Raw genomic sequence first — 24,720 nt, forward strand, 5'->3', positions numbered from 1 at the left:
TCACACCTTCTCTTTCGTATTCTTACCGAAGATCCCGGATGGCAGGATCAACAAGATGATGATCAGCACGAGGTACACGGCCGCATCCTTGTAAGCGGAAAGGCCGATCGCCTGAACGCCCGTTTCGAGCAGGCCAATCAGGAACCCGCCCAGTGAGGCACCGGGCACGGAGCCGATCCCACCAACAACGGCGGCAACGAAGGCTTTGATCCCAGGCGTCATCCCCATCAACGGGTCGATCGAGTTGTAGTACAGTCCGATGAGCACTCCAGCAGCCCCGGCCATTGAAGACCCTAAGGCAAAGGTAAACGAAATGGTGCGGTTAATATTGATCCCGACCAGCTCAGCCGCGTCTGAATCAACCGACACAGCGCGCATGGCCCGGCCCATCTTTGTGCGTTTGATGATCAGTTGGAGCAGGATCATCAACAGGCAGGCGGTGAGAGAATCAAAATTTGAATGTTTGAAATTTGAACGCCACCAATGTGGTAGTTCACTTGTTTAATAATCTGCGGAAAACTCCGAGTACTTGAGCCATAGAGGTAGGACATCCCGTTTTCAAGGAAGTACGAGACCCCAATGGCAGTGATCAAAGCGGCGATCCGCGGTGAGTGCCGCAGTGGCCGGTAAGCCAAATATTCAATGATCACACCACTGACGGCACAGACCAGCATGGCTGACAACAGCGCGAAGATAAAGTTAAAGTGCCAGTAATTGATCACGTAGTAGCCCCAAAAGGCCCCAAGCATGTAGATGTCACCATGCGCGAAGTTGATCAGCTTAATGATCCCATACACCATGGTGTAGCCAAGCGCCAGCAGTGCGTAAATGCTGCCAAGCGAAAGGCCGTTTATGAGTTGTTGTATTAGTGTTTGCACATTTATTCCTCCAGAGAGTGCGGAAGAAAACGGGTTGAGGGCGGAGCCTAAGCGACCTCTGGCAGAAATGCCCGAACTTGGCATTTTTGCCAGAGGTCGTTTAGGCAGGAGCCTCAGTTTTCTGCAGCACGTTTCAGCTAGATAAAAGTAAAGAGCCATTATCTGAAATTCGGCGAAAGTTAAAATAGAGTGCGGAAGGAAGCGGTTAGAGGGCGGAGTATAAGTAACTCTGACAGAAATGCCCGATTCTGGCATTTCTGTCAGAGTTGCTTATACAGGAGCCCTCTGCTTCCTGCAGCACGTTTCGGCTAGGTAAAAGCAAAGAGCCGTGACAAGAAGTTAAACAATAAATAAATGGGTAAAGTTGTGGATGATATCGAGCTAACTGTCACTGCGTTCCACTGATAGTGGCTGTAAAAGTTGCCAAATAAGGAGACGATTACAGCGATAAAGTCGAACATTAAGCCTGAAATAACGGTGAAAGACGATCAACATGCGGTTACATCCAAAGGTTATCTAACATGGTGTAACAAGCAGTCGAGAGCGGATAATCCGCAAACTAGGGTTAATACACATGTGATGCTTAACCAACAGTCATTCATTTCAGCAATGTAAGTGGAATGGCGCAATTTGGCACGGAACCGTGGTGTCGACATCAGTTAGCGACCGTACTTGGGTCGGTTACTGATGTGCGAGACGATGAAGATCCACTCGAGAGCCGCGCAGCGGAAATCGAGTTAGCTTCATCGCGAGCCACAACGGCGGAGTGCCAAATTGCAGAATGCAACGGCCGGATTCAACTCATCTATCCATCAAACCCAATATGCGAAAATCATCCCCACCAAAGACAGGAATGATTTCAACAGTTAGAGATTACTTAACTTCAGTAGAAGCGCTAACCTTGCCATCAGTAAGTTGTTCAACGGCAATTGGTTTGTTGGCATCGTGCTTCTTGTCAACGGTGATGGTCCCGGTAACGCCGTCGAAGTTCTTGGTCTTAGCCAAGCCCTTAGCGATCTTAACGGAGTTAGTGGAGTTTTCCTTTTGGATAGCGTCCTTGATCATATAAACAGAGTCATATGCCAATGCTGAGAAGGTTGGGGCTTCAGCGTGATAACGTGCCTTGTAGGCAGCCATGAATTGCTTAGCGGTCTTCGACTTTTCAGCAACAGTGGTTGAGAATGGGGTGGTGTAGTAAACCTTAGAAGCGTTCTTGTCACCAGCGATTTGGGCCAATTTAGGATCAGCCATACCATCACTACCGACGATTGGAACGTTGATGCCCATTTGACGAGCTTGCTTGATGATCAAGCCGATTTCTGAGTAGTAGCCGGGTGCGTAGATGGCGTCGATCTTTTTGTTCTTAATCGCGGTCAAGATAGCGTTGAAGTCCTTGTCGCCTTCTTGGAAGGTCTGACTTGAAACGACATTGCCCTTGAATGTTTTCTTGAAGGCCTTCGTCAATCCAGTACCGTAGTCACTTGAATTGTCGGTCAGGATGGCGACGTTCTTAGCCTTGAGTGTGTTATATGTAAATTTCGCTGCGGTTGACCCTTGGAAGTTGTTTTGGTAACAAGCCCGGAAGACGTATGGTTGTACTTTGCCGTTCTTCTTCAACGTGTAATCGGGGTCGGTGGCTGAAGGACTCACACTAGGGACTTCAGCTTTGGTGATCGTTGGAATTTCGGCAGTACCGGCGTTGGTCGTGGCTGGTCCGACGATGGCGCTGACCTTGTCGTTGTTGACCAACTGAGCGGCAACGGAAGCACTGGTGCTGGTTGCGGTCTTGTTATCGCGGATGACCAGCTTGATCTTTTTCTTCTTACCATTCACTTTGACGCCGCCGTCTTTGTTGATCTGACTCACGGCCAATTGAATCCCTTGTTTTTGTTGTTGGCCATAGCCGGCTGCGGCGCCTGAAAGTTCCATGTTGACCCCAATTTTAATGGTGTTACCAGTAGCGGTATTGCCCTCCGACTTGGTCGTTGCAGTGCTGCATCCTGCAAAGATCCCAGCTGACATAACAATTGCGGCAATTCCTGCCATTTTCTTAAATGTGTTCTTCTTCATATTGAATTCCTACTTTCCAAATTTTTTTCGTGTGGTGCCTATGTATCCCTAATCCCAAAAAGTGAGTTGCTCGTGACGTCCCTCCTTTGTTTCGAGCAATAAAAATCCCTCATCCAGTAAATGAATGAGGGGTAAAGTCGAAGTTATGAAGCAAGCCCTCATCATTAAAAACGAAGAAAATAGGGCTCAACTTATTTGAAATGGTTTAGTGGCCGTGGCGACTAAACGCTAGTTCAAAGTTGCGTCCTTAGTTTTTAATAATAAGACTAAATTCTGGCGAACAGAGGTTACTTGAGTTGCATGTGTGAACGTTGTGTTTTTCATGGTGGTAACCTCCTTGTCAGAATTGTTTGCTTGATTGAATGACGTCAGTATAGCTGAGAAATTTTAACCCGTCAACAACTTTTTTAATTTTATTTTAATATTCAATGACGAATAGGCTTACAAACGTTGATATATCACTAGGAGTAATACGTACAATCTTTTTTGATTTTAATGCAACAACAAGCTATTTTAATGTGGGCGTTTTGTGTTTATTCAATTTAACACCGCACAAAAAAAGACCGAGAATTTCTCGATCTTTTCCAGTAATAAAAAACAATTGTTGTTTTAATGTCGTCTATAAGAGGTGTAAGGGTTAGCTTGCCTGCAAGATCCAGAGGAAGATGACGAAGACAACGGCAAGCCCGTACATAATTGGGCTGACTTCCTTACCGCGTTTGGCGGCAATCATTGATAATGGGTAGGTGATAAACCCAAGGGCGATCCCGTCTGAGATACTGTAAGTTAATGGCATCCCAACTAAGATCAGGAAGGCTGGGGCGGCAATTTCAAACTTGTCCCAGTGAACCTTAGTCAATGACTGCGCCATCAGGGTCCCGACAATAATCAGGGCTGGGGCGGTCACTTGGTCAGTGATGACTGTCAGCAGTGGTGACAGGAATGATCCCAGGAGGAAGAGAACGCCGACAACCACAGCGGTGAACCCAGAACGACCACCAACGGCGATCCCGGCTGATGATTCAACGAAGGCCCCCATCGGTGAAGTCCCTAAAATGGAACCAACGACCATTGTGGTGGAATCGGCGGACAGTGCGCGGCCGATTCGAGGAATCTTGTTGTCCTTAACGAAGCCGGCTTGTTCAGCCAAACCAACCAAGGTCCCAGTTGTATCAAAGAACGTCACGAGCAGGAAGGTCAAAACGACCACGGCTAATTGCAGCGTGTTGATACTGCCAATATGTGAGAGGGCAACCCCGAACGTTGGCTTAAGGCTTGGGACACCAGCAATCCATGAGGACGGTGCTTTGATCAACCCAAGAGAAAGCCCAACGATCACGTTGATGACCATCCCGATAAAGATGGCACCGGGGACTCGTGCACTCATTAACACGATCGTTAACAGTAATCCGATAATGGTCAACCATGTGCTGCCGACATGCAGTGACCCAAGTGCAACCATGGTTGATTTGTTGGACACGATCAGACCCCCGTCACTTAACCCGATGAAGGCAATGAACAGGCCGATCCCGGCGCTAATCGCCATTTTAAGGTCACGCGGAATGGCATCAACGACCATTTCACGAATCTTAAATGCGGTCAGGATCATGAACAAGATCGAAGCGACAAACACGCCGGCTAAGGCAGTCTGCCACGGCACCTTCATGCCCAATACAACGGTGTATGAGAAGAAGGCGTTGATCCCAAGACTCGCTGAAATGGCAATTGGGTAACGGGCGATGATGCCCATTAAGAAACAGCCAAACGCACTGGCTAACGCGGTCGCCGTAAAGACCGCACCCTTGTCCATCCCGGAGACACTCAGAACGTTCGGGTTGACGAACAAAATGTAGACCATGGAAATGAAGGTCGTTAATCCCGCTAAAAATTCTTTCTTGTAGTTGGTCCCTAATTCTTCAAACTGAAAATATGACGCAATTCTCTGACCCATAAATAAAACCCCTTAAATAAGTAATAATTTCAAATAATGTTCGTGTTTTACTTTTAAAAACCATTTTTAATAGTAACATTTATTTATTTACGTTTCAATAGCCGAATGTTTAAAAATCCAGTTTTGACAATAATGAGAATTTCATGAACGGCCTGTTATCACTGGTCAACCTCTGGTATAGTGGGCATTGAAGAGACTGAATATAACCGAATATGAGAGGAAATTGCACCATGACAAGATGTTTGATTTTAGGAGTCGATCACCCCGTTGCACAGCAAATTGCCGAACAACTCACCGATATCACGGTGGTCGGGTTCGCAGAAGCGCCGGTTGCAGGTCTGTCGATTGCCGAACAGTTTAATGGGGATGCCCGCAAGGCTAACACCTACCTGGATGCCGTGACGGATGTGGACGTTATTTACTCCGATTTCATCGGCATGGATGTGGATTGGAAGCTCGAAGCCGTTTTTGCGGCCATTCGTGAGACGGGGACGCAGTGTCGAACCGTCATGCGCTCGGTTGCCGGTATCGATAATGAAGTCACAGCCCCGCTGACCTATGCTGGCATCACAGATACTGATGAGTTCTTAAAACAGCAGCGTTACGCCATTAAAATTGTCGATGAGGCTGAGCTGCCGTACACTATTTTACGACCGGTTGCGCTCGATCCTGCAGCTTCTGGGGCGGCCCAATTGATCAACGAAGGTGCCCCCGTTCCGGCCACACCCGTGAGTGAGACGGCGTTCGTTAGCGTTGTGGTGGACGAAATCTTACACAGCACGCATCTGAACCAGTCGATTGCGGTCGTTTCACAATAATCTTTCCTATATATCACAAAAAGACGGCCGATTTCTCGGTCGCCTTTTTACTACTGCTATGTGTGCGGTAAACCCGCGATAACGATTCTATGTGTCGATATGTGTTTAGGTTAGTGGTTGTTGTTTGAGAGACTTGCAGCGGGTGCGATGTTAAAAATCTTCGCAATTGCCCAGCTGCCCAGCAGACCGATCAACAGGAATGGGAAGAAGTCCAGACCCTGTGCAAACAATGGAATGGTTCCAGCAGCCCAACCGTTGATGGCTTTAGCCCAGCCCATGTTTGCAAAGAATGGCGGCATGGTGTGGATGAAGTCCAAGATGGCTGGAATGAAGGACAGAATGATCGTTGTCCGGTAGATGAAGCATTCTTGCCGATAAAGGGATTGAGTAAGCCTAATGCGATCAAGGCGATTGCCAGTGGGTAAATGAAGCTCAAGAGTGGGGTGGAGTATGCGATGATCTGATCCAACCCAAAGTTCGCAACGATGAAGGCACCAATTGAAGTTAAGCCGAGGCAGAAGTGATAACTGAGTTTAGGAAAACGTTGGCTCCAGTCTTCTGACAGGGCGGTCATCATTCCGATACATGAAGTGATGCAGGCAAGGAAGGTAACGGCACCCAGGATGGCGGTAAATGCTGACCCGCCATCTGGAGTGAGCTTCAAGTAACTCAAACTAGAAGCACCAAGGGCAATCAGGAAAATGTAGATGATGGCTTCGAGACCCATGCTGATGGCCCCAACTTTAGCAACGGCTTTTGACCGGAGTTTCGTGTCGTTCATCCCGAATAACCGAAGAGCGGCAATGATGGTAACGCCGAATCCTAACCCGGCTAAGGCATCCATTGTGTTGTACCCTTGCAGGAACCCGTTGATCAGGTTACTGCCGGCACCGGTTGATTGTGGGAAGATCGAGATGTTGCGAACGTCGCCTTTGATGATAAAGGCTAAGAAGAAAATGAAGGCTAACAGGGCAACCAGAATTGGGTTTAAAATTTTACCAACGTAATCTGTGATCTTGTTTTTATTGTATGACAGCAGGAACGAGATACCGAAGAACAGGGCTGAGAAGATGATCAGGCCAATGCCGTCCCATGCCTTTGGCAGGAAGTTGAACACCAATTGAGAAGGTCGTGGTGGCCGTCCGTGGTGAGGCCACCAGGATCCCTAACGTTGCGTGAATCATAATGAGAAAGAATAGGGCGAACTTACGGCCAACGGGACGGGCGAGGTTGTACACACTGTCGCTACGGGTTAAACTAATGGCCAGAATGGATAATAATGGCAGTAAGATGGCGGTTAGTAAGAAGCCAATGGTTGCGGGACCCCAGTTGCCAGCAGCTAACTGACCCAAATGGATGGGGAAGATCAGGTTCCCGGCACCGAAGAAGAGACCGAAGAGTAATGATCCTAAAATAATATATTGACGCTTAGATAAAGATGTTTTCATGTGAATTCCTCCTGTTCGGGGTAACAAAAAACGCCCTTAGCTATATAGCTAAGGACGTGTTATTAACGTGTTACCACCTTGTTTTCCGACCGCTTCACAGTGATCGGCTTTTAAAGTACGGCCGGCAGATGCGCAATCTGTCCGCGATACTTCATTGCTATAATGGGCGCACTCCCAGTGACCACTTCGTCAAACGTCGCGGTCACGACTTGTAGATTACTTTCATCGGCTAGTTCAACTGCCCCGTTCCACTAAATGAGGCTCCCTGGAAATATTCCTAGCGACTACTCTTCTACGCATAGTCTTTGTTAAAAATATGAGTTGGAAAATATGTTATGTGCACACTATAAAATGGCTTAGATTAAATGTCAAGAAGAAAGTTAAAATAAATTTAGAATTTGTTTTGATCCCGGAATGTCAACTCAAGCGCAACACCATGGAGCCAGACCGTGAGCTAGCTTGCTAGCGCGGCCTCAATAAGCTCGGCGGCGTTAGCGTAGCCGAGTGTCCTGCGATGTTTTTGATTCAGCGCATCTTGAACCTTTGCGATATCATCTTCAGAGAAGCCATGCAGTGATAGGCCTTTAGGGATGTACTCTCGGATCAGGCCGTTCTGGTTCCCATTACTGCCACGTTCCCAAGGCGAGTACGGTGCGCAAAGTAGATCTGAGCTCCTTGAACCTGGTCCAACAGTTTGAACTCAGAGCCGTTATCGAAAGTGATGGTCTTAAAGTAGCCAGGATGCTGGTCAATGGCGGCTTGAAGCTCTTTTAAGCAGGTGTCTGCGTGGTAGTTGGGAATCTTTACGATGATCTCATAACGGATTCGCCGTTCGGTCAGGGTCATCAGTGCTGGTTCACTAGCTTGACGCTTGCCTTTAACCAGGTCACCTTCCCAATCACCAAAGCGTTCACGGTTATTAATAGTGTCTGGTCGTTCATCAATCGAAGTACCAGCCAGACGCTTATTTTTACGCGAGTGGTTGTGACGATTGGACTTTACATGGCGCCGCAGCTTGGCTGGCAGGTCGATATTCTTAATGTCTAAGCGGCCTTGATCAATATACCGATAAACGGTCGGCGTTGAAGGGCACGGCTGGTCAGGATGAGTCTGCTTAAAGGCGTGCACGAAACCATCAACACTATCAATCCGTGGTCGCCGCTTAAGCGCTGTTTTAAGCATCTTAAAGAACAGCCAGCAGACCTTTTCTAGTCCGCCAAAACGGCAGTTCTGACGCGCTTTATCATGAATAAGCTGGCTCGTGTCCGCAAAGTATTTGGTGAAAAAGAGATAGTCAGAATTACGTTGTCGAATGGTGCCACGCTTAATTTCACGCGAGATCGTGCTGCGACTGCGATTGGTCAGGCGCGCAATATCAGCCTGAGATTTCCCAGCATTCAAGTACGCTTCAATTTCACCTCTTTCTTCCGGGGTAAGTTGTTGATAATGCTTGGTAGTGCTATGCTTGGATTGGGTCATGGAGATGTCCTTTCTTTAGAGTTTCAGCACTTTAAGTTTAGGTCTCCATGGCCTATTTGTATAATTTGAACTTGTTGCACTTGGATTTTAAATCCGGGAATTTGTTTTGATCATACTAGTGTTTTTGTGATGTTGGTAAAGCCTGTAGTAGCTGGTAGTCATGGGCTCCCGTTAGGACAAGATAATCTGTTTTAGTGGATTCTCAAGAACCTGAAAAAAGTTTATGTTATATTTTTATTAGAAACTTTTTAGATTATTTGCCGCGATAGTCATGGGTGATAATCCATTGCATTCCGCAATTCGGCAGGCCGTCGTAGTGGCTCGCGACTGAGCGCCTTTAATTTCTAGTTTATATTGCGGAAACGTGTTCCGCAGGCCAACTCCCGGAGTGTAAGGCAACTTTGCCAGAAATTCAAGACCGGAATTTCCGACAAAGTCGCCTTACACTCCGGGAGTTACCCGGCCTGCTCCACACTCTAGCCTCAGCCTGCAGGGCCGAACGGCGGAACGGAGCGACACGATAGGACTAATTGCCTCACGCAACCACGCAACAGTGCGGCCATCAGTAACGCTAAAACTGGGATAACCAGCATTCTGCTTGTAATTAGACTGGTTATTCGGTATGATTCAGCTACTACTATAGGCACCAAATTTGAACGAAAGATGGGACAGTTATGGAGACAGCTTCAGAGAACCGAAAGATGAACGTGAAACGCTTGGTCGTTAAGGTCGGTACCAGCAGCCTCGTTTACCCCAATGGCAAGATGAATCTTGAAACGATCGATCAGCTTGCCTTTGTGTTGAGCACACTATGTGGTCAGGGCAAGGAAGTGATCCTTGTTTCTTCAGGGGCGATCGGTGTTGGACTGAATGCACTACGGATAACGGAGCGACCCACGGACATTTCGGCGCAACAGGCGCTGGCATCTATCGGTCAAAGCAAGCTGATCACCCTGTTTAATCAGCGGTTTGACCACTACAATCAAGCGATTGGTCAACTGTTGCTGACTCACGATGTGTTTGATTTTCCAGCTAGTAAACAACACGTGCTAGACACGTTTGACCGGTTGTTAAGCATGCACATTGTCCCAATCGTTAATGAAAATGACTCCGTGGCCGTTGACGAACTGGACCATAAGACGAAATTTGGTGATAACGACCAACTGTCAGCAATCGTTGCCATGCGCACCGATGCTGATCTGCTGGTGATGCTTTCAGATACTGAAGGCTTCTATGATGCGAACCCAATGACCCACGATGATGCGCAGTTGATCTCAACGATTCACACCATCACTGACGACACTTATGCGGTCGCTGGCGGTAAGGGGAGTCGTTACGGGACGGGCGGTATGGTGACGAAGTTACGCGCAGCCGAAATGATGATGAACGATGATAAGGAAATGGTCCTGGCCAGCGGTGCTGATCCGGCCATTATTTTGGATATTTTAGCTGGAAAACCACTGGGCACTTGGTTTGTCCCAGAACGAAAGGGAGCACTGAAAAATGGATAATACGGCAACAAATCTGACCCAATTAGGCCAGTTAGCACAAGCGGCGGAAACGCAACTGGCACAGTTATCAGCCACCCAACGTAACGATGCGCTGGTCCAAATGGCGGCTGCCTTGGTTAACCACCAAGACATTATTTTAGACGCGAACAAACGTGACCTTGCCAATGCGACAGACCTCAAGCAGAGTTTCGTTGACCGGATCGAAGCTATGGCTGAGGGCATGCGCCAGGTTGCGCAGTTACCGGACCCGATCGGTAAGGTCGACCGGATGTGGAAAAATGAGGCTGGTCTCATGATCGGCCAGCAACGGGTGCCGCTGGGTGTGATCGGCATTATCTTTGAGGCGCGGCCGAACGTTACGGCGGATGCCTCGGCATTGTGTTTCAAATCCGGCAATGCTGTGATTCTTCGCGGCGGCAAGGAAGCTATTCAGACTAATATTGCCGTCAGCGGTGTTCTGCGCGCTGCACTTAACGAGATCAGTTTGGATGAAAACGCCATTCAGCTGGTCCACGATACCTCTCACGAAACAGCTAACGAGATGATGGCACTGACCGATTATTTGGATGTTCTGATTCCCCGTGGCGGCCAAGGCCTCATTCAGCACGTTGTCCAAAACGCAACCGTGCCGGTTATTGAAACGGGTGCCGGCAACTGCCACATTTACGTCGATGAATTTGCGGAACTGAAGATGGCAACTGACATTACGGTGAACGCCAAGGTGCAGCGGCCATCAGTCTGCAATTCAGCGGAAAAATTACTGATTCACGAAGCCGTTGCGGCCGACTATCTGCCGACGATTGCTAAGTCATTGCAGGATCAGGGTGTTCAGTTGCGCGGTGACGCACGGTCACAGGCACTGGTTCCCGGGATGATTGCGGCGACGGATGACGATTGGGACGAAGAGTATAATGACCTGATCATGGCGGTGAAAGTGGTTGATTCAGAGGACGAAGCAATCGCCCACATCAACGCCCACAACACCAAACACTCCGAAGCCATCATTACCGACAACTATCAAAACGGCCAAAACTTCTTGCAACGCATTGATGCAGCCTGCGTCTACATTAACGCCTCAACCCGCTTCACGGACGGTTTCGAATTCGGCTTCGGCGCAGAAATCGGCATCAGCACCCAAAAACTGCACGCTCGCGGACCAATGGGCCTGAATGAGCTGACATCGACTAAGTATATTATTTATGGGGATGGACAGGTGAGGAAGTAGAGTGCGGAGAGAGGCGATTAAGGGGCGGAGCATAAGTGAGTCTGGTCAGAAAAGTCCGGTTCTGACTTTTGTGACCAGACTCGCTTATGCAGTAGCCCCTTGCCTCTCGGAGCACGTTTAGACGCCAATAAAGCAGAGCGCAAGAGCTGACCGGGTCTTTAGCAAAAGAAATAGAGTGCGGAAGGAAGCGGTTAGAGGGCGGAGTATAAGAGACTCTGGCAGAAATGCCTGTTTTTGGCATTTGTGTCAGAGTCTCTTATACTCCGCCCTCTGCTTCCTGGAGCACGTTTCGACGCCAAGAAAGAAAAGCGCAAATGATGACCAGGTCTTTAGCAAAAGAAATAGAGTGCGGAAAGAAGCAGGGACTCCTGCAGCACGTTTAGAAGCCAAAAAAGAAGACCGCAAAGCAAGACCGACCCATTGGCAAAAACAGCAGGAATCTTAGCCATAAGCCGAATCAGTCAGGACAATATCCCAACCTTGATCCGTTTCAACAAGCACTAGACTCCTAATCCAATCATCAACACAACCTCCTATCGATCTCGCACCAACCACCAACTTAAAAAATCATAAATCCCCAGTTTTTATATCGTCTAACACCCCAAAGTTTGCTAAACTAGACGTAAAGAGGTGACGTGGCTGTGACGATAAAAACAAACCCAGAACAGTTGGCAATTTTGCGACAGCAAATGGATGATGCCAACCGCAAATCGCACTTCGTTATTTTTGAATCGACGGAACGCCAAAGCGGTGATTCACTCAGGTTGATCACCGATTACGAAAGCTTTCGTGAGATTCAGCAGGAACATGGTGACCAGGCAGATATGCACATTTTACAAGATATCGTCCCCATCACGGATAACCTGGCGAAGTGGGCAATTGCGGAGAGCCAAGCTGCTCGCGCAAACGATGATCCGAATGTATTGGCGGATCTTGAGCATTTTACGAATGAAGTTTTGATGGAGAATCATTTGGCGGTTAATAAGGAAGATGCCTAGAGTGCGGAGAGAGGCGGTTAAGGGGCGGAGCATAAGCGAGTCTGGTCAGAAAAGTCCGGTTCTGACTTTTGTGACCAGACTCGCTTATGTAGTAGCCCCTTGCCTCTCGGAGCACGTTTCGACGAAGTTGCCTAGAAGGGACAAGAACGTGACTTTTGTACCTGAGTTGGGGTAGACAATAGCACCGTTTGCGAAAATGGAACCAGCACAGCGTCCCTGTCAATCGAAAGCAACCATCCAAACCAGTAAAAAAGCATAAGAAAAAGAGACTGGCAGCACGCAAACGCCAGCCTCTTTTTTCATACAAAAAACCCGCAAACCAGCGCAAAAATGACACCCTGCGCAAAATTTACAAGTTCTCAACATCATCGCAATAATCTTTACAAAACGTTACCTGAAAGTCACAAAAAACACACCGAACAAACATTCGTCTGTGGTATGATAAGGACATTAAATAATCGCGAAAGGTGCCGGTGACATGTCTCTTCAATTTATTATCGGGCCGGCCAGCGTGGACCATCAGGCTGAGTTGCTAAATGCGCTTACGACCAGTCTTGAAGCCCATCCGGGCGACCAATTTTACTACATTGTACCTAACCATATTAAATTCGAATCTGAAGTTCAGATTCTTGACCGCTTGGCGCAACAGGCCGGAAAGCAAGATACTGGCTACGCACAGTCTGCTGTTCAAGTGCTTTCGATGACACGACTTGCCTGGTTCTTTATGAAAAATACGCCTGACTATCAGTTGCCACGAGTCTCTGAAGCTGGGTTGAATATGCTGGTGTACCAAGCCATTATTGACCACCGTTCGGAATTAAAACTTTTTGCGGGGGAGGCTGATCGGCCAGGATTTATCAGTTTATTGACGCGTCAATTAATGGAGCTGAAGACGGGGCAGGTCAGTGCGTTTGACCTTGGCCAGGTGGCCGAGAAGATCACGGGGTCAAGTGCCGACTTGGATGCCAAGCTGCATGATCTCGTTTTGATTTATGATAATTTTGATGCCGCAATGGCAAACAAGTACGTTGCGAATACTGACCTTTTAAATCAACTGAGTGACTACCTTAAAAATCGTGACCTGTCGCACACGCATTTCTATTTTGACGGGTTTTCTCAGACCCAGTTCTCAGCCCAAGAAATGGCATTGCTGACCACACTCATGCAGGGTGCCGATGAAGTCAAAGTGGCCCTGACTCTGGATCATGGAACACCGACGCCGGAAACGATAAACGAGCAGAGTCTCTTTTTTCAGCCGTCACGGACGTATCTTCGACTGTATCAAACCGCACGTAGTTTGAGCGTTCCGGTGATGACCGATGTGCTCGCGAAACAATCACGAGTTGCACCAGATCTGCAGCGATTGGAGACCTATTGGCAAAAAAGTGCGACCGGCCTTGGCCGACCACAGCCAGAAACCTTATCAACGGCGGACAGTATTCAAATCATTCAGGCAGACAATCGTTATGCGGAAGTTGCCCGGGTGGCGGCGATGATCAGACAACTGGTTGCCGAAAAGGGCTACCGCTACGCCGACTTTTTGATCGTGACCCGACACTTGGATAAGTATCAAAACGTGCTGGGCCCCATTATGAGTGCCCAAGAAATTTCCTACTTTAGTGATGTGTCGCAATTCATGGCAGATCACCCGTTGGTTGAGTTGATCTCGGCTCTATTTGAGGTGAAGCGGCGGCATTACCAGTATGCTGATTTAATGCGGTTGTTGAAGACCGAACTTTTGCTGCCAAAGACCGATGATGGTCAATCGATGAGTGTTCTTAAGTTTCGTGACGCCTTGTTCAAAACTGAAAATTGGGTTTTGAAAATGGGGTATCAGGGTGGCAAATGGCTGCAAAAGGAAGACTGGCCGTACGCGAGATTACGCACGGATGACCTTGGGACACAGACCAGTGCTGATGACACTGTTGGTCAGCAGATCAATGGTATTCGGCACTTTGTTCGCGACACACTGCCACCATTTTTCAAACGACTTGATCAAGCACAGAATGGGCGGGAAGCGGCTCAAATTTTGGTGCGCTTTTTGACCAATGCTGGGGTTGTAGATCAGTTGATGTCCTGGCGAGATCAGGCGATTGACAGGGGGGATCTGATTACCGCTGGGCAGCCTGAACAGACTTGGAATACATTTTGCGACTTGCTGGACGAGTACGTCACCATTCTGGGTGACCGTCAGTTTGTGTCTGACGACTTTTTAGCACTACTGTTGGCAGGCTTCGAGGGTGCCAATTACTCGCAAATTCCGTCAACGCTGGATCAAGTCGTGATCTCCGAAAGCGGGATCATTCAGATGAATAACCGTAAAATCACTTTCATGATCGGTGCGACCGATAAAGTGATGCCGGATAATACGTTACCGACTCGATTGTTGAATGACCAAGACCGGCAGCAGCTGGTACTTCCTGAAGGTGAATACTTGGGCGATACCGGGGTCATGACACTTCAGGGTGAACCCTATTTGAACTATCTCGCGTTCATGACACCGAGCGAACGGCTGATCTTTACCTATCCGTTGAGTGAAGATGGGGAAAGTCAAAACCAGATCAGTCCTTACGTTGCCCAGATTCAGCAACACTTTAACCTGACGATTGAACATCATGCAGCGACTCCACAGGCAGATGACCAAACGCTTCGACCGTACTTGGGAGCTAAACGGGCAACACTGCGGCACCTAGTTCAGGCAGCAAATAACAGTCGTGAAAATAATCACGCGTTATCCCCAAGCTGGCAGTATGTCTACCATGTTCTGGATCAAGATGCCGGGACACATGATCTGACCGAGAAATTAATGGGCAGCATTGCGTACCGCAACCAACCAGTGCAGTTAACACCAGATATCGTTGACGGGCTCTATTCCACAACAATCAATAGTTCAATTTCAAAACTGGAGGAGTTTTACCAAAACCAGTACGCTTACTTTTTGAAGTATGGCCTTCATTTACAGGAGCGGGACGCCTTTGAACTATCACCTGCCAACACTGGTGAATTTTTCCATGCTTCGTTGGATATGTTGATGAAACGGGTGAATGCGGAACATATTGATCTGACGGCACTTGATGCCCAGCAACTGACACAGTTGGTGAACGAAATTACTACTGCTGTGCTCGATGATCCCATGAATTTACAATATGCCATTCTCAATAGCAGTCACCGGATGCAATATATTAAGCGTCAATTAATCGCCCTGATTCAGCAAACAGCTCGCGCCTTCCATGAACAGGGGAAGTATACACCGATGCGCGCCAAGCAAACGGAAGTGATGTTCGGGCATATTGGTGCGGAAAACGGTCTGCCTGCACTAAAGTTTGACCTCCCTCATGAAAAGAAGGTTCAGGTCCGTGGGAAAATTGACCGGATCGATACGATGAAAGTTGAAAACAGCAACCAGTACGTTGGCGTCGTGGATTATAAGTCCAGTGCTCATAAGGTTGACCTCAACGATATCTACCACGGTATCGCTATGCAGATGATGACTTATTTGGATGTGGTGCAACGCAACATGGCACTGCTGACAGATGATCCAGATGCTGAGCTGGCCGGTGCGTTGTACCTGCATTTGAAGAATCCAACGCTGGCACCCAACGACTTAAAAACGGATCTGATGTCGGCCATTTTGTCTAAGGAACAGTACAAGGGACTGCTGGTTAACGATGATAACCTGTTACAGCACCTGGAACCGGACCGCGACTCGAACCCGGCGAGTGTTTATCCTTACGCTTACACCAAATCGGGGAGTTTGAAGAAAAATGTTGGGACCATCGTTACGGCGGATGAGCTGAAAGATTTGCTGTCGTTTACCGAAATGAAGATCACGGATGCCGCCAACGCTATTTTTGACGGGCATCTGGATCTCAATCCTGTGAAATATCCGAACGGGCGCACAGCAATGCAGTACTCACCATACAAGGCCATTATGCAATTTGATCCGATGCTGCCAGAAAACGACTACCGCTTATTGACAGCTGACCGGGACAAACAAGTGATCCTACAACGGATGCAAGAGGAGTTGAAACAACGTGGACTACACTAAAAGCCAACAAGCGGTACTTGACACCCACCACACGAATCTGCTGGTTTCGGCATCGGCCGGTTCCGGTAAAACGCGGGTGCTTGTGGACCGCGTCATTAACATGATCCTTGATCACGAAAGTATCGATCATTTGCTGATTGTCACCTTTACTCGAGCGGCGGCTAAAGAAATGAAGGATCGAATCGAATCGGCATTAAAACAACAGATCAACCAGGTCGACGCTGAAGAACGCCGGTATCTCACCCGTCAACTGGCACTTTTACCAGTGGCGGCCATCAGTACCATGGATGCATTTTGTCAGCAGATCGTTGAGCGTTATTACTACCTGATCAATTTAGATCCGGTCTTTCGAATTCTTGGTGATGCTTCAGAAAGTGCATTGTTAAAAGAAGAAGTCTGGGACGACGTTCGTGAAGACCTGTATGCCAACGATGAGGACGGCAAGTTTCAAGAACTGGTGACGAATTTTTCCAGCGACCGTTCTGACGATGGGCTAACGACAGTCGTTGACGACGTTTTTCGGTTCATGGGTGCTAAACCGGATCCTGATGACTGGTTAGCTCATCTTGGCGACAACTATGCGGTCGATCAGGACCTCATGACAGCACCAATCGTTAAAACACGGCTGTTGCCAATTATTCAAGACAAGCTGGCAAGCGCTAAATCAGAGCTGACGGCTGCTAAAAGATTAGCCGCGGATGAGCAGGTTGACCAAGTCGTGACCTACATGGACAGCTTGTTGGCACAACTGGATGAGCTGCACTCAGATGCAACGTCTTGGGATGCGTTTCGTGCCCAGGTTGAAGCATTCGACTGGGGCCGGTTGCCGAGTATTCGAAAAACAAATGAGGCTTACGACGGGTACCAGCTCGTTAAAGATCAGGTTGCCAGCCATAAGAAAGCGGCTAAGGAAGATCAGTTGGATGAGATCTTATCGTTCATGCCGCAGGATGAGATTGTGACGATTGCGACGATGCACCATAGTGAGCAGATCGTCCGCCAGTTGGCAACGGTCGTTCAGACGTTTAGCGACGCCTATGCCAAAGAAAAACGCCGGCGTCATGTCCTAGAGTTTAGCGATGTTGAACACTTTGCACTGCAGATCTTGGAAGCTCAAACAGATGAGGCCAAAGCGGTTCGTCAGCAATTGCAAACGGACTACCACGAAATCATGGTTGATGAGTATCAGGACACCAATGAATTGCAGGAAGCTATCGTGACGTCTCTTGCTCAGGATGACCCCGGGAACCTCTTCATGGTGGGCGATATCAAACAATCCATTTACCGTTTCCGATTAGCGGAACCGCAACTGTTTTTAACAAAGTTCCAGCGCTATCAGGCCGACCCGACAGCCGGTAAGGAGATCACGTTGGCGGAAAATTTCCGGTCCATGGCAAACGTGGACAATTTTACGAACCTGATCTTTACCCAGATCATGGATGAAAAACTCGGTCAAATCAGCTATAGCGGCTCTGCTAAACTCGTGTACGGCGCATCATATCCGACGAGTTTGCCGAACGCGGCATCACTGCTGATATACGAAACTGAGGCACCGACGGAAAAGGCACCTGGTGACGTACCTGATAAGGACGCTGGCCAGGTCACCGTTGTCGCCCAGCAGATTGCTGAATTAATGCATGATCAAACGACTATCTGGGATCGGCGGGCACAAGCCATGCGCCCACTGACCTACCAAGACATTGCGATTATTGCACCGACAAAAACGAACAATTTGGAGATTCAAGACCAGTTTGGCCGACTTGGGATTCCTGTCCAGATCAATGACGCCCAGAGTTACTTTAAAACCACTGAGATTCAGATCATGATGTCGCTGTTGCAGCTGATCGATAACCCTTACCAGGATATTCCACTGGCAGCAGTGTTACGGTCACCCATCGTTGGCTTAAACGAAAATGAGTTGGCCTTCCTCAGAATTACCGATAAGACGGACGATTATTTCTCAGCCTTGCAACACTTTTTGATTAACTACGAAGCCGATTATGCGGGGCAGGCATACGCTGACAGTCTGCAACCTAAAGTCGCCAATTTTATTGAACAGCTGACGACGTTTCAGACAATTGCGCGCAAGCAGCCCTTGGCGACCCTCATTTGGCAGATCTATCAGCAGACCGGTTTTCTGGACTACGTTGCTGGGATGCCAGCTGGGGTACAGCGACAAGCTAATCTGCACGCCCTGTATGAACGGGCGGCCGACTATGAGCGCAACGGATTTAAAGGACTCTTTCAATTCGTTCGGTTCATTGAGCGGATGCAAAACAACGATCAGGACCTGGCAGAAGCGGCAGCGGAGACCACCGATAACGCTGTCCAGGTTATGACGATCCACGGGAGCAAAGGTCTTGAATTCCCAGTGGTCTTTCTCCTCGACACGTCACGCAATTTCAACATGCAGGACACTACGGAACGCGCACTGTTAAATAACCAACTGGGTATCGGGATCGATGATTTTCAGCCAGATACGCGACTGGTGGTGCCGTCCATTCCTAAAATGGTGATCAAAGAAACAACTAAGCAGGAATCACTCGCGGAGGAAATGCGGAAACTGTACGTGGCGCTGACCCGGGCTGAGCAGCGGTTGTACATTGTTGGCGCCTGCAAACAACAGGCTGATTTATTAAAGACCTGGCAGGCGGCCGCCCAGGACCAGCAGCTGGTCTTGAACCCAACACTGCGGGGGAAGACGCATAACTATTTGGACTGGATCGGGATGTCGCTGGTTCGCCACCCTAAGTTTCAGGCGACTGATGCACAACCGCTTCAGGCACTGGCTGACGATCCAACTGACTTTGATATCACGTTTATCACCCCGGATAGACTGACTGAAATGGCAGCCTACCAAAAGCCGATTACTGGCAGTACCTGGCTAACTGATTTAAAAGAACAACTGAAAACCACCGATTTTGCGAGTGTGGACGTCGACCAGATCGACCAGGTTTTGGACATGCAGTATGGGTTTGAACCAGAGATGCGGACGACGGCGTACCAGTCAGTTTCAGAAATTAAACGCCTCTTTGAAGATCCCGATATGTTGCAATTAGGCAGTATAACCCCCAGTGGCAGCAATCACACGGGAACCGGTTCGTGACGAGTGACTTTAAACAGCCAGCCTTTCTGCAGACGGTGACGGCGCCTACTTCGGCTGAAGTGGGGACAGCGACCCATTTGGTTTTGCAGGAATTATCGTTGACACAGCCCATTACGTTGGCGGCCATTGACCAGCAAATTCAAACCTTAGTTGCTGATCAGGTGATGGCCGAACCGATTGCGGCACAAATTGACCGTGAGCATGTGTTGCGGCTGTTTGATACCGAGTTGGGACAAGCAATCGTCGCCCATGGCACTCGGACGCAGCGAGAAACACCGTTTTCACTACTGCTACCTGCTCACCAAGTCTTTGAGGATCTGCACGATGAGCAGGCTAAAATCCTGATTCATGGGATCATTGACGGGTATTTCGAAGATGAAGACGGGATTACGCTGTTTGACTATAAGACGGATCACGTGGCCCCAGGTGAAAGCGGTATTGCGAAGATCAAGGATCGCTATTCAGGTCAGCTAAATTTATACGCGCAGGCCTTGTCGGATATGACGGGCAAGCCGGTGGTCAGAAAGTACCTGTTCTTGCTGGCGACGGGAGAAGCGGTGGCGATGTAGAGCGGTAGAGCGCGGAACAAGGCGGGTTAGGGGCGGTGTGTAACGGACGGTGACCGAAAAGTCCGGGCCTGACTTTTTGGTCACCGTCCGTTACACGTTAGCCCCGTGCCTTGTGGAGCGCGTTTCGGCACGGTAGCCAAGCCAGGCCGATCGCCCATATTTCGAAATAGAAGCCAAAACGGCTCTAATGAACCCACAAAAAACAGCTTCCAACTGTCACGAATGACATCTGGAAGCTGTTTTTTGTCTCTAAATCATGCATCACAGGCTAAACAACGTTGTAATCACACCAATCATAAAACAGCCACAACACTCATCACAATGATGGGGGCGTTTTTAAATGAATGGTTAGCGCGGAACAGCGCAACGATTGCTGTGATGACGACAATTAAGCCGACAATAAATAAAATGAGCAACTTTATTTGAACCTTTGTATCTGGCACAGTCATGGAATCACCTCATTTACAGAATGACGAGTTCATAGGCGTAACGGAGCGCTTTTGAGTCATGCATGTAGACCTTGCCACGGTAGTTAAACCCGCTTGTTTTGATCACGTGTTGCATGGCCTGGTTGTCAGGGTGCGTATCAATTCGAACATCCCGGTAGCCAAGAATACTTGAAATGGTGATCAACCCGCTCATAAGTCGATTAGCAAGATGCTGACCGCGAAAGTGGCTGGAAACGGCAATGCGATGAATGGCGGTGTAGCGGGCCAGTGTACCGGTCTGCCACTCGCCGTCATCAATGGTGAGGTAGTTGACGTCGATCCCTTGATGCAACGCTGCAGTACCGGCAACGGTCCCGTCGACAACGAGCACGTAGGTGATCCCTTCGTCAATATCATTTTTGAGGTCGTCGTCGGCAGGGTAGCCATCCTGCCATTGGTCGATACCTTGCTGTTTTAAAAAGCCTTTTGCATCATGAATAATGCTGGTAATGCTTGGCAAGTCAGCCTGAGTGGCTTGCCGTAGATAGGTTGCAGTCATGACAGAATCCTCTTCTCAATTGACCGGTGGTGGATGCGCCGGCCGCGTTTTTTAACGGTGTTTATTATAGATTAAATTATCGTGAGGAACAAGCACAGCGCAACCAAGATTGCCTTAAGAAAATGGAAACGTTTTAATTTATCAACACGTGTTCATTAACTTCATGATACACTGAAATTGAGAGATCAATTCTAGGGGTGGTAATGTTGCATTATGGAGAAGTCAAACGAGGAACGTTTATTAACCGGCCTAACCGGTTCATCGCGACGTGTGAATTGGCCGGTCAACGGGTGGTCACACACGTTAAAAATACGGGGCGCAGCAAGGAACTGCTGATTCCTGGGGAAACGACGGTGGCGTTGAGTTATCAACCAAAGCCAACCCGTAAAACGGCGTACGATCTGGTGGCTGTTCAAAAACGCGGCCAGTGGGTCAATATTGACAGCCAAGCGCCAAACAAAATTGTGCTAGAAGCGTATAGCCAGGGCAAGCTCGACCTACCAGGGATTGGCACCTTAGCACAGTTAAAGCCAGAAGTGGTCTACGATCAGTCACGACTGGACTTTTGCAGCGAGACTGATTCGGGGGAAACACTATGGATCGAAGTGAAGGGTGTCACCTTAGAAAACGATGGTGTGGTTGCCTTTCCAGATGCACCAACAACTCGGGCAGTTAAACACGTTCATGAGTTGACACGCATTGTCAAAGAAGGACAGTCTGCTTGTTTGTTGTTTGTGGTACAGCTGTCATTCGCAGATGTCATGACCATTTATCAAGAACGAGCACCAAAACTTGCGGTCGCGATTCATGAAGCACGGGCAGCCGGTGTTCACGTCGTTGCCATGGATTGTCAGGTGACTGAGGATACGCTGACACTACGACGCCCGGTGCCGTTTGATTCGAGTCTTGTTTTTCATGAAGCGATACATTAAAAAACTGTTCATGGGCTTCCAGGTGCACTGGACGCTCATGAACAGTTTTTTAGATGTCACTTTAGCTAGCTGTATGGCCGCTTAGATTGGTGGCAATGAAACAGTATTTACTGAACACTAAGGCAACGCGCTTTACTCAAGGTGTAGACTCAGCGCCACGCCCATCCCGCCGCCTACGCAGAGGGTGGCAATACCTGTTTTTAGGTTTTCTCGTTTTAAATCGTGGACCAGAGTGGTGACGATTCTGGCACCCGACGCGCCCACCGGGTGGCCCAATGCGATTGCGCCACCATTGACGTTGACCTTATCGTCTGGAATTTGCAGATCGCGCATGACGGCGACCGTTTGGGCTGCGAATGCCTCGTTGATTTCGAAGCGGTCGATGTCATCAATACTCATTTGTTGTTTTGCTAGGAGTTGATTGACAGCATAGAAGGGTGCATAGCCCATATAGTTAGGGTCGATGCCGGCTTCTTGGTACGTATCCAGAACGGCTAAGTAAGGGATATTGGCTTGCTCAGCTCGCGCTTTGGACATGAGGACCAGCATGCTGGCACCATCGTTTAAGCCCGCAGCGTTGCCGGCAGTCACCATACCGTTCGGGACGAATGCCGGTTTTAATCCGGCCAGGGCGGCCATGGACGTATCTGGACGGATTGGTTCGTCACGGGTGATGGTGGTCGTGCCCTTCTTTAAGGTGATCGTCACTGGCACGATCTCATCATTGAACGCGCCGGATTCGGTGGCTTTAACGGCTCGCTGATGTGATCTTAGTGCCAAAGCATCCTGTGCTTCGCGTGTGACATGATATTTGTGAGCAACGTTCTCGGCCGTGATCCCCATTGGTTTGTGTGAAAAAGCGTCCAGAAGGCCGTCATGCTCCAACCCGTCGAGCATTGTTGTACTACCGTATGGCTTGCCCTGTCGCATATTTGGGACAAGGTGAGGCACGTTTGTCATGCTCTCCGTGCCGCCAACCAAAACGGCTTCAGCGTCGCCTAACATAATGGCGCTTTGACCCAACCGGATGGCCTTTAGTCCAGACCCGCAAACTTGATTGATGGTCATTGCGGTGCTGGTTTCTGATAACCCGCTTTTAAGTGCGATTTGACGAGCGACGTTTTGTCCCGCACCCGCCTGCAGGACATTACCGACAATGGCTTGGCTGATTATTTCAGGGGCAATGTGTGCCTGTTCGATTGCTTTTTTAGCCGCCAGCGTCCCCAGGTCAACTGATGACAAACTTGATAAGCTGCGCCCCATTTTACCGATGGGCGTTCGAACAGCGCTTAAGATGACCACTTCATTCATTTTTCGGTTCCTCTTTATGTCAGTATTAAAAACTAAGCATAACACGGTTCTAGTACAAAAGTCTGTTTTTGAGCCCGGTTGTGTGAAAGACTTAAGAAATTTGTATACCGCCTGGAAAAAAACGGGTTGAGACCAGAACGTAAGGGCAGTTAGTGATCAATCCCGGGGTTGGATTTGTCGCTGACTGCCCTTACGTGGCCGGTCTCAGTTTTCTGGAAGGCGTTTCGGCAGAGTGGCCTAGAAGAATTCTGCACACTATATCAACCAAAAGAAAAGCCAGTGGTCACCCTGCATCACTTGTTCTCTGTTTGAAAACCAAGCGCCGGTTTCTTATAATAGAATACGGACATAAAGGAGCGGAAAACGATGAAACAAACTCACCAGACAGTGAAAAGACCAACTACTATAGAAGAAACGTATCAGGCATTTAGTCAGTCGACCACCTTTGATCGCTTAACAACTAACCAGAGACGCTATGCCAAGGCGGTTATTTTAAAGTTGAACCAAGCCAGTCGGAGATTCATCCTTGATTGGTCACCAGCGGATGTGGTGGATGCCCTAACTGGTGAGTTTGTGACAGACAATATGCAGTTACATAACTACTTTGTCGCCGTTGTTCCGATACTGACACGTTTCTTTCAGTTCGCAGCAAAGGCGGGATGGCTAACCGATGCTGTTCAGTTAGCGGATGCGGCTAAGCACACGCGTGAAGAGATGCTATTGCTGAGCCAGCGTCAGACTAGGCCGCATACTGTTGCCGAAGTGGCTGGTGAAGAGGGCCCCAATGCAATTGACCGTCTTAATGACCGATCAGACACATGGCTCGAGGCTATGCATCAGGTGCCAATGGTCAAAAACTTGTCTGATTCTGATCGCCATGATGTGGACGTTATCATTGATACGTTTGCTGGAATCGCCATCCTTGGGTTGAACAAGGAGCCTCATGATTGGCAACCGGAAACGTTACAACAGATTTTTTATAGCTACTTTGTTTCTGTATTAACCACGAAGGATAAACGTCGGCGCCTGTTCACACTTATTCCAATGGCGATGACGACGTTTATTAAGACGTTGGTCGGTACTGGCGAGGTATCAAACGCCGATCAGCTATTGGCGTGGATCGGTAGTCATCACGAGATGCTTGTTCATCTCTACAATGAAGAGCTTGATCATTTTTATGATGAGTTGACGAAGGCCATGCAGTCTGCTGGTATTGATATGACAAATAAGCAGCAGGTTGATACGTTTACGACTCAATATCTGCGCGAGCATCCAAGTCAGGGGGCAGCGATTTTTACGAAACAACAGCCTCAGCATGGACGACAACAGCGCAGGAAACGTCGTTAATTTCAATGGCTTCAATAAAAGTTGAAAAAAGATGAAAAACGG

General features: G+C 48.6%; 14 protein-coding genes and 3 pseudogenes. 9 read left to right on the plus strand and 8 right to left on the minus strand.

Annotation, left to right across the window (positions count from 1 at the left end; translation table 11 throughout):
* The 3 genes and pseudogenes from JCM11969_RS05940 to JCM11969_RS05950 all read right to left on the minus strand — a co-directional run bounded on the left by JCM11969_RS05940 (position 1) and on the right by JCM11969_RS05950 (position 4,899).
* Positions 1-878, minus strand: a pseudogene (locus JCM11969_RS05940) (branched-chain amino acid ABC transporter permease).
* A gap of 873 nt (positions 879-1,751) precedes the next feature.
* Positions 1,752-2,948 carry an ABC transporter substrate-binding protein gene (locus JCM11969_RS05945; RefSeq protein ID WP_054709383.1) on the minus strand — a complete coding sequence of 399 codons (1,197 nt, stop codon included), beginning with the start codon at positions 2,946-2,948 and terminating at the stop codon, positions 1,752-1,754.
* 637 nt (positions 2,949-3,585) lie between these two features.
* The gene (locus JCM11969_RS05950; RefSeq protein ID WP_054709386.1) at positions 3,586-4,899 is read right to left on the minus strand and encodes an NCS2 family permease; all 1,314 of its coding nucleotides are present in this window, start codon (positions 4,897-4,899) and stop codon (positions 3,586-3,588) included.
* 230 nt (positions 4,900-5,129) lie between these two features.
* Between JCM11969_RS05950 and JCM11969_RS05955 the strand changes: the two genes are divergently transcribed.
* On the plus strand, positions 5,130-5,717 hold the full coding sequence (locus JCM11969_RS05955) for an NAD(P)H-binding protein (RefSeq protein ID WP_054709389.1): 588 nt from the start codon (positions 5,130-5,132) through the stop codon (positions 5,715-5,717).
* Positions 5,718-5,827: 110 nt separating this feature from the next.
* On the opposite strand, the pseudogene brnQ reads toward JCM11969_RS05955, so the two are convergent.
* Positions 5,828-7,165, minus strand: a pseudogene (gene brnQ / locus JCM11969_RS05960) (branched-chain amino acid transport system II carrier protein).
* A gap of 454 nt (positions 7,166-7,619) precedes the next feature.
* Positions 7,620-8,644, minus strand: a pseudogene (locus JCM11969_RS05965) (IS30 family transposase).
* Positions 8,645-9,318: 674 nt separating this feature from the next.
* On the opposite strand from JCM11969_RS05965, the gene proB reads away from it, so the two are divergent.
* The 6 genes from proB (at position 9,319) to JCM11969_RS18770 (ending at position 20,101) form a co-directional block, all read left to right on the plus strand.
* Positions 9,319-10,155 (plus strand): glutamate 5-kinase, encoded by an 837-nt coding sequence (gene proB, locus JCM11969_RS05970; RefSeq protein WP_054709392.1) that lies wholly within the window; start codon positions 9,319-9,321, stop codon positions 10,153-10,155.
* Positions 10,148-11,380 carry a glutamate-5-semialdehyde dehydrogenase gene (locus tag JCM11969_RS05975; protein WP_054709395.1) on the plus strand — a complete coding sequence of 411 codons (1,233 nt, stop codon included), beginning with the start codon at positions 10,148-10,150 and terminating at the stop codon, positions 11,378-11,380. The genes proB and JCM11969_RS05975 overlap by 8 nt, the downstream gene beginning before the upstream one ends.
* A 641-nt stretch (positions 11,381-12,021) precedes the next feature.
* On the plus strand, positions 12,022-12,378 hold the full coding sequence (locus JCM11969_RS05980; protein WP_054709398.1) for a hypothetical protein: 357 nt from the start codon (positions 12,022-12,024) through the stop codon (positions 12,376-12,378).
* Positions 12,379-12,856: 478 nt separating this feature from the next.
* Complete coding sequence (locus JCM11969_RS05985) at positions 12,857-16,426, plus strand: PD-(D/E)XK nuclease family protein (protein WP_054709401.1); 3,570 nt, start codon at positions 12,857-12,859, stop codon at positions 16,424-16,426.
* Positions 16,413-19,532, plus strand: a complete 3,120-nt coding sequence (addA, locus tag JCM11969_RS05990; RefSeq protein WP_225353153.1) for a helicase-exonuclease AddAB subunit AddA — start codon at positions 16,413-16,415, stop codon at positions 19,530-19,532. The genes JCM11969_RS05985 and addA overlap by 14 nt, the downstream gene beginning before the upstream one ends.
* The gene (locus tag JCM11969_RS18770) at positions 19,529-20,101 is read left to right on the plus strand and encodes a PD-(D/E)XK nuclease family protein (protein WP_225353154.1); all 573 of its coding nucleotides are present in this window, start codon (positions 19,529-19,531) and stop codon (positions 20,099-20,101) included. The genes addA and JCM11969_RS18770 overlap by 4 nt, the downstream gene beginning before the upstream one ends.
* Before the next feature lie 293 nt (positions 20,102-20,394).
* Here the strand turns inward: JCM11969_RS18770 and JCM11969_RS17625 are convergent, their stop codons facing one another.
* Together JCM11969_RS17625 and JCM11969_RS05995 are read right to left on the minus strand one after the other, a co-directional pair.
* Entirely contained in the window at positions 20,395-20,550 is a 156-nt protein-coding gene (locus JCM11969_RS17625; RefSeq protein WP_156319272.1) for a hypothetical protein, read from the minus strand.
* Between the two features lie 13 nt (positions 20,551-20,563).
* Entirely contained in the window at positions 20,564-21,088 is a 525-nt protein-coding gene (locus JCM11969_RS05995) for a GNAT family N-acetyltransferase (RefSeq protein WP_054709405.1), read from the minus strand.
* A 203-nt stretch (positions 21,089-21,291) separates the two neighbouring features.
* Between JCM11969_RS05995 and sfsA the strand changes: the two genes are divergently transcribed.
* Positions 21,292-22,020 carry a DNA/RNA nuclease SfsA gene (sfsA, locus tag JCM11969_RS06000; protein WP_156319273.1) on the plus strand — a complete coding sequence of 243 codons (729 nt, stop codon included), beginning with the start codon at positions 21,292-21,294 and terminating at the stop codon, positions 22,018-22,020.
* Positions 22,021-22,152: 132 nt separating this feature from the next.
* Here sfsA and JCM11969_RS06005 read toward each other — a convergent pair whose 3' ends face one another.
* Positions 22,153-23,331, minus strand: coding sequence for an acetyl-CoA C-acetyltransferase (locus JCM11969_RS06005; RefSeq protein WP_054709408.1), 1,179 nt, complete (start codon positions 23,329-23,331; stop codon positions 22,153-22,155).
* Between the two features lie 366 nt (positions 23,332-23,697).
* Here JCM11969_RS06005 and JCM11969_RS06010 point away from each other — a divergent pair, with 366 nt between their 5' ends.
* Positions 23,698-24,678, plus strand: coding sequence for a hypothetical protein (locus JCM11969_RS06010; RefSeq protein ID WP_054709411.1), 981 nt, complete (start codon positions 23,698-23,700; stop codon positions 24,676-24,678).
* The last annotated feature ends 42 nt before the right edge of the window (positions 24,679-24,720 follow it).

The sequence above is a fragment of the Secundilactobacillus paracollinoides DSM 15502 = JCM 11969 genome, assembly GCF_001311135.1.
Classification (GTDB): Bacteria; Bacillota; Bacilli; order Lactobacillales; family Lactobacillaceae; genus Secundilactobacillus; species Secundilactobacillus paracollinoides.

Bases quoted from the DNA above. Each gene is read 5' to 3' on its own strand.
- JCM11969_RS17625 (WP_156319272.1), bottom strand. From the start codon at position 20,550: ATGACTGTGCCAGATACAAAGGTTCAAATAAAGTTGCTCATTTTATTT.
- JCM11969_RS06005 (WP_054709408.1), bottom strand. From the start codon at position 23,331: ATGAATGAAGTGGTCATCTTAAGCGCTGTTCGAACGCCCATCGGTAAA.
- sfsA (WP_156319273.1), top strand. From the start codon at position 21,292: ATGTTGCATTATGGAGAAGTCAAACGAGGAACGTTTATTAACCGGCCT.
- JCM11969_RS06010 (WP_054709411.1), top strand. From the start codon at position 23,698: ATGAAACAAACTCACCAGACAGTGAAAAGACCAACTACTATAGAAGAA.
- proB (WP_054709392.1), top strand. From the start codon at position 9,319: ATGGAGACAGCTTCAGAGAACCGAAAGATGAACGTGAAACGCTTGGTC.
- JCM11969_RS05955 (WP_054709389.1), top strand. From the start codon at position 5,130: ATGACAAGATGTTTGATTTTAGGAGTCGATCACCCCGTTGCACAGCAA.
- JCM11969_RS05985 (WP_054709401.1), top strand. From the start codon at position 12,857: ATGTCTCTTCAATTTATTATCGGGCCGGCCAGCGTGGACCATCAGGCT.
- JCM11969_RS05995 (WP_054709405.1), bottom strand. From the start codon at position 21,088: ATGACTGCAACCTATCTACGGCAAGCCACTCAGGCTGACTTGCCAAGC.
- JCM11969_RS05945 (WP_054709383.1), bottom strand. From the start codon at position 2,948: ATGAAGAAGAACACATTTAAGAAAATGGCAGGAATTGCCGCAATTGTT.
- JCM11969_RS05950 (WP_054709386.1), bottom strand. From the start codon at position 4,899: ATGGGTCAGAGAATTGCGTCATATTTTCAGTTTGAAGAATTAGGGACC.
- JCM11969_RS05975 (WP_054709395.1), top strand. From the start codon at position 10,148: ATGGATAATACGGCAACAAATCTGACCCAATTAGGCCAGTTAGCACAA.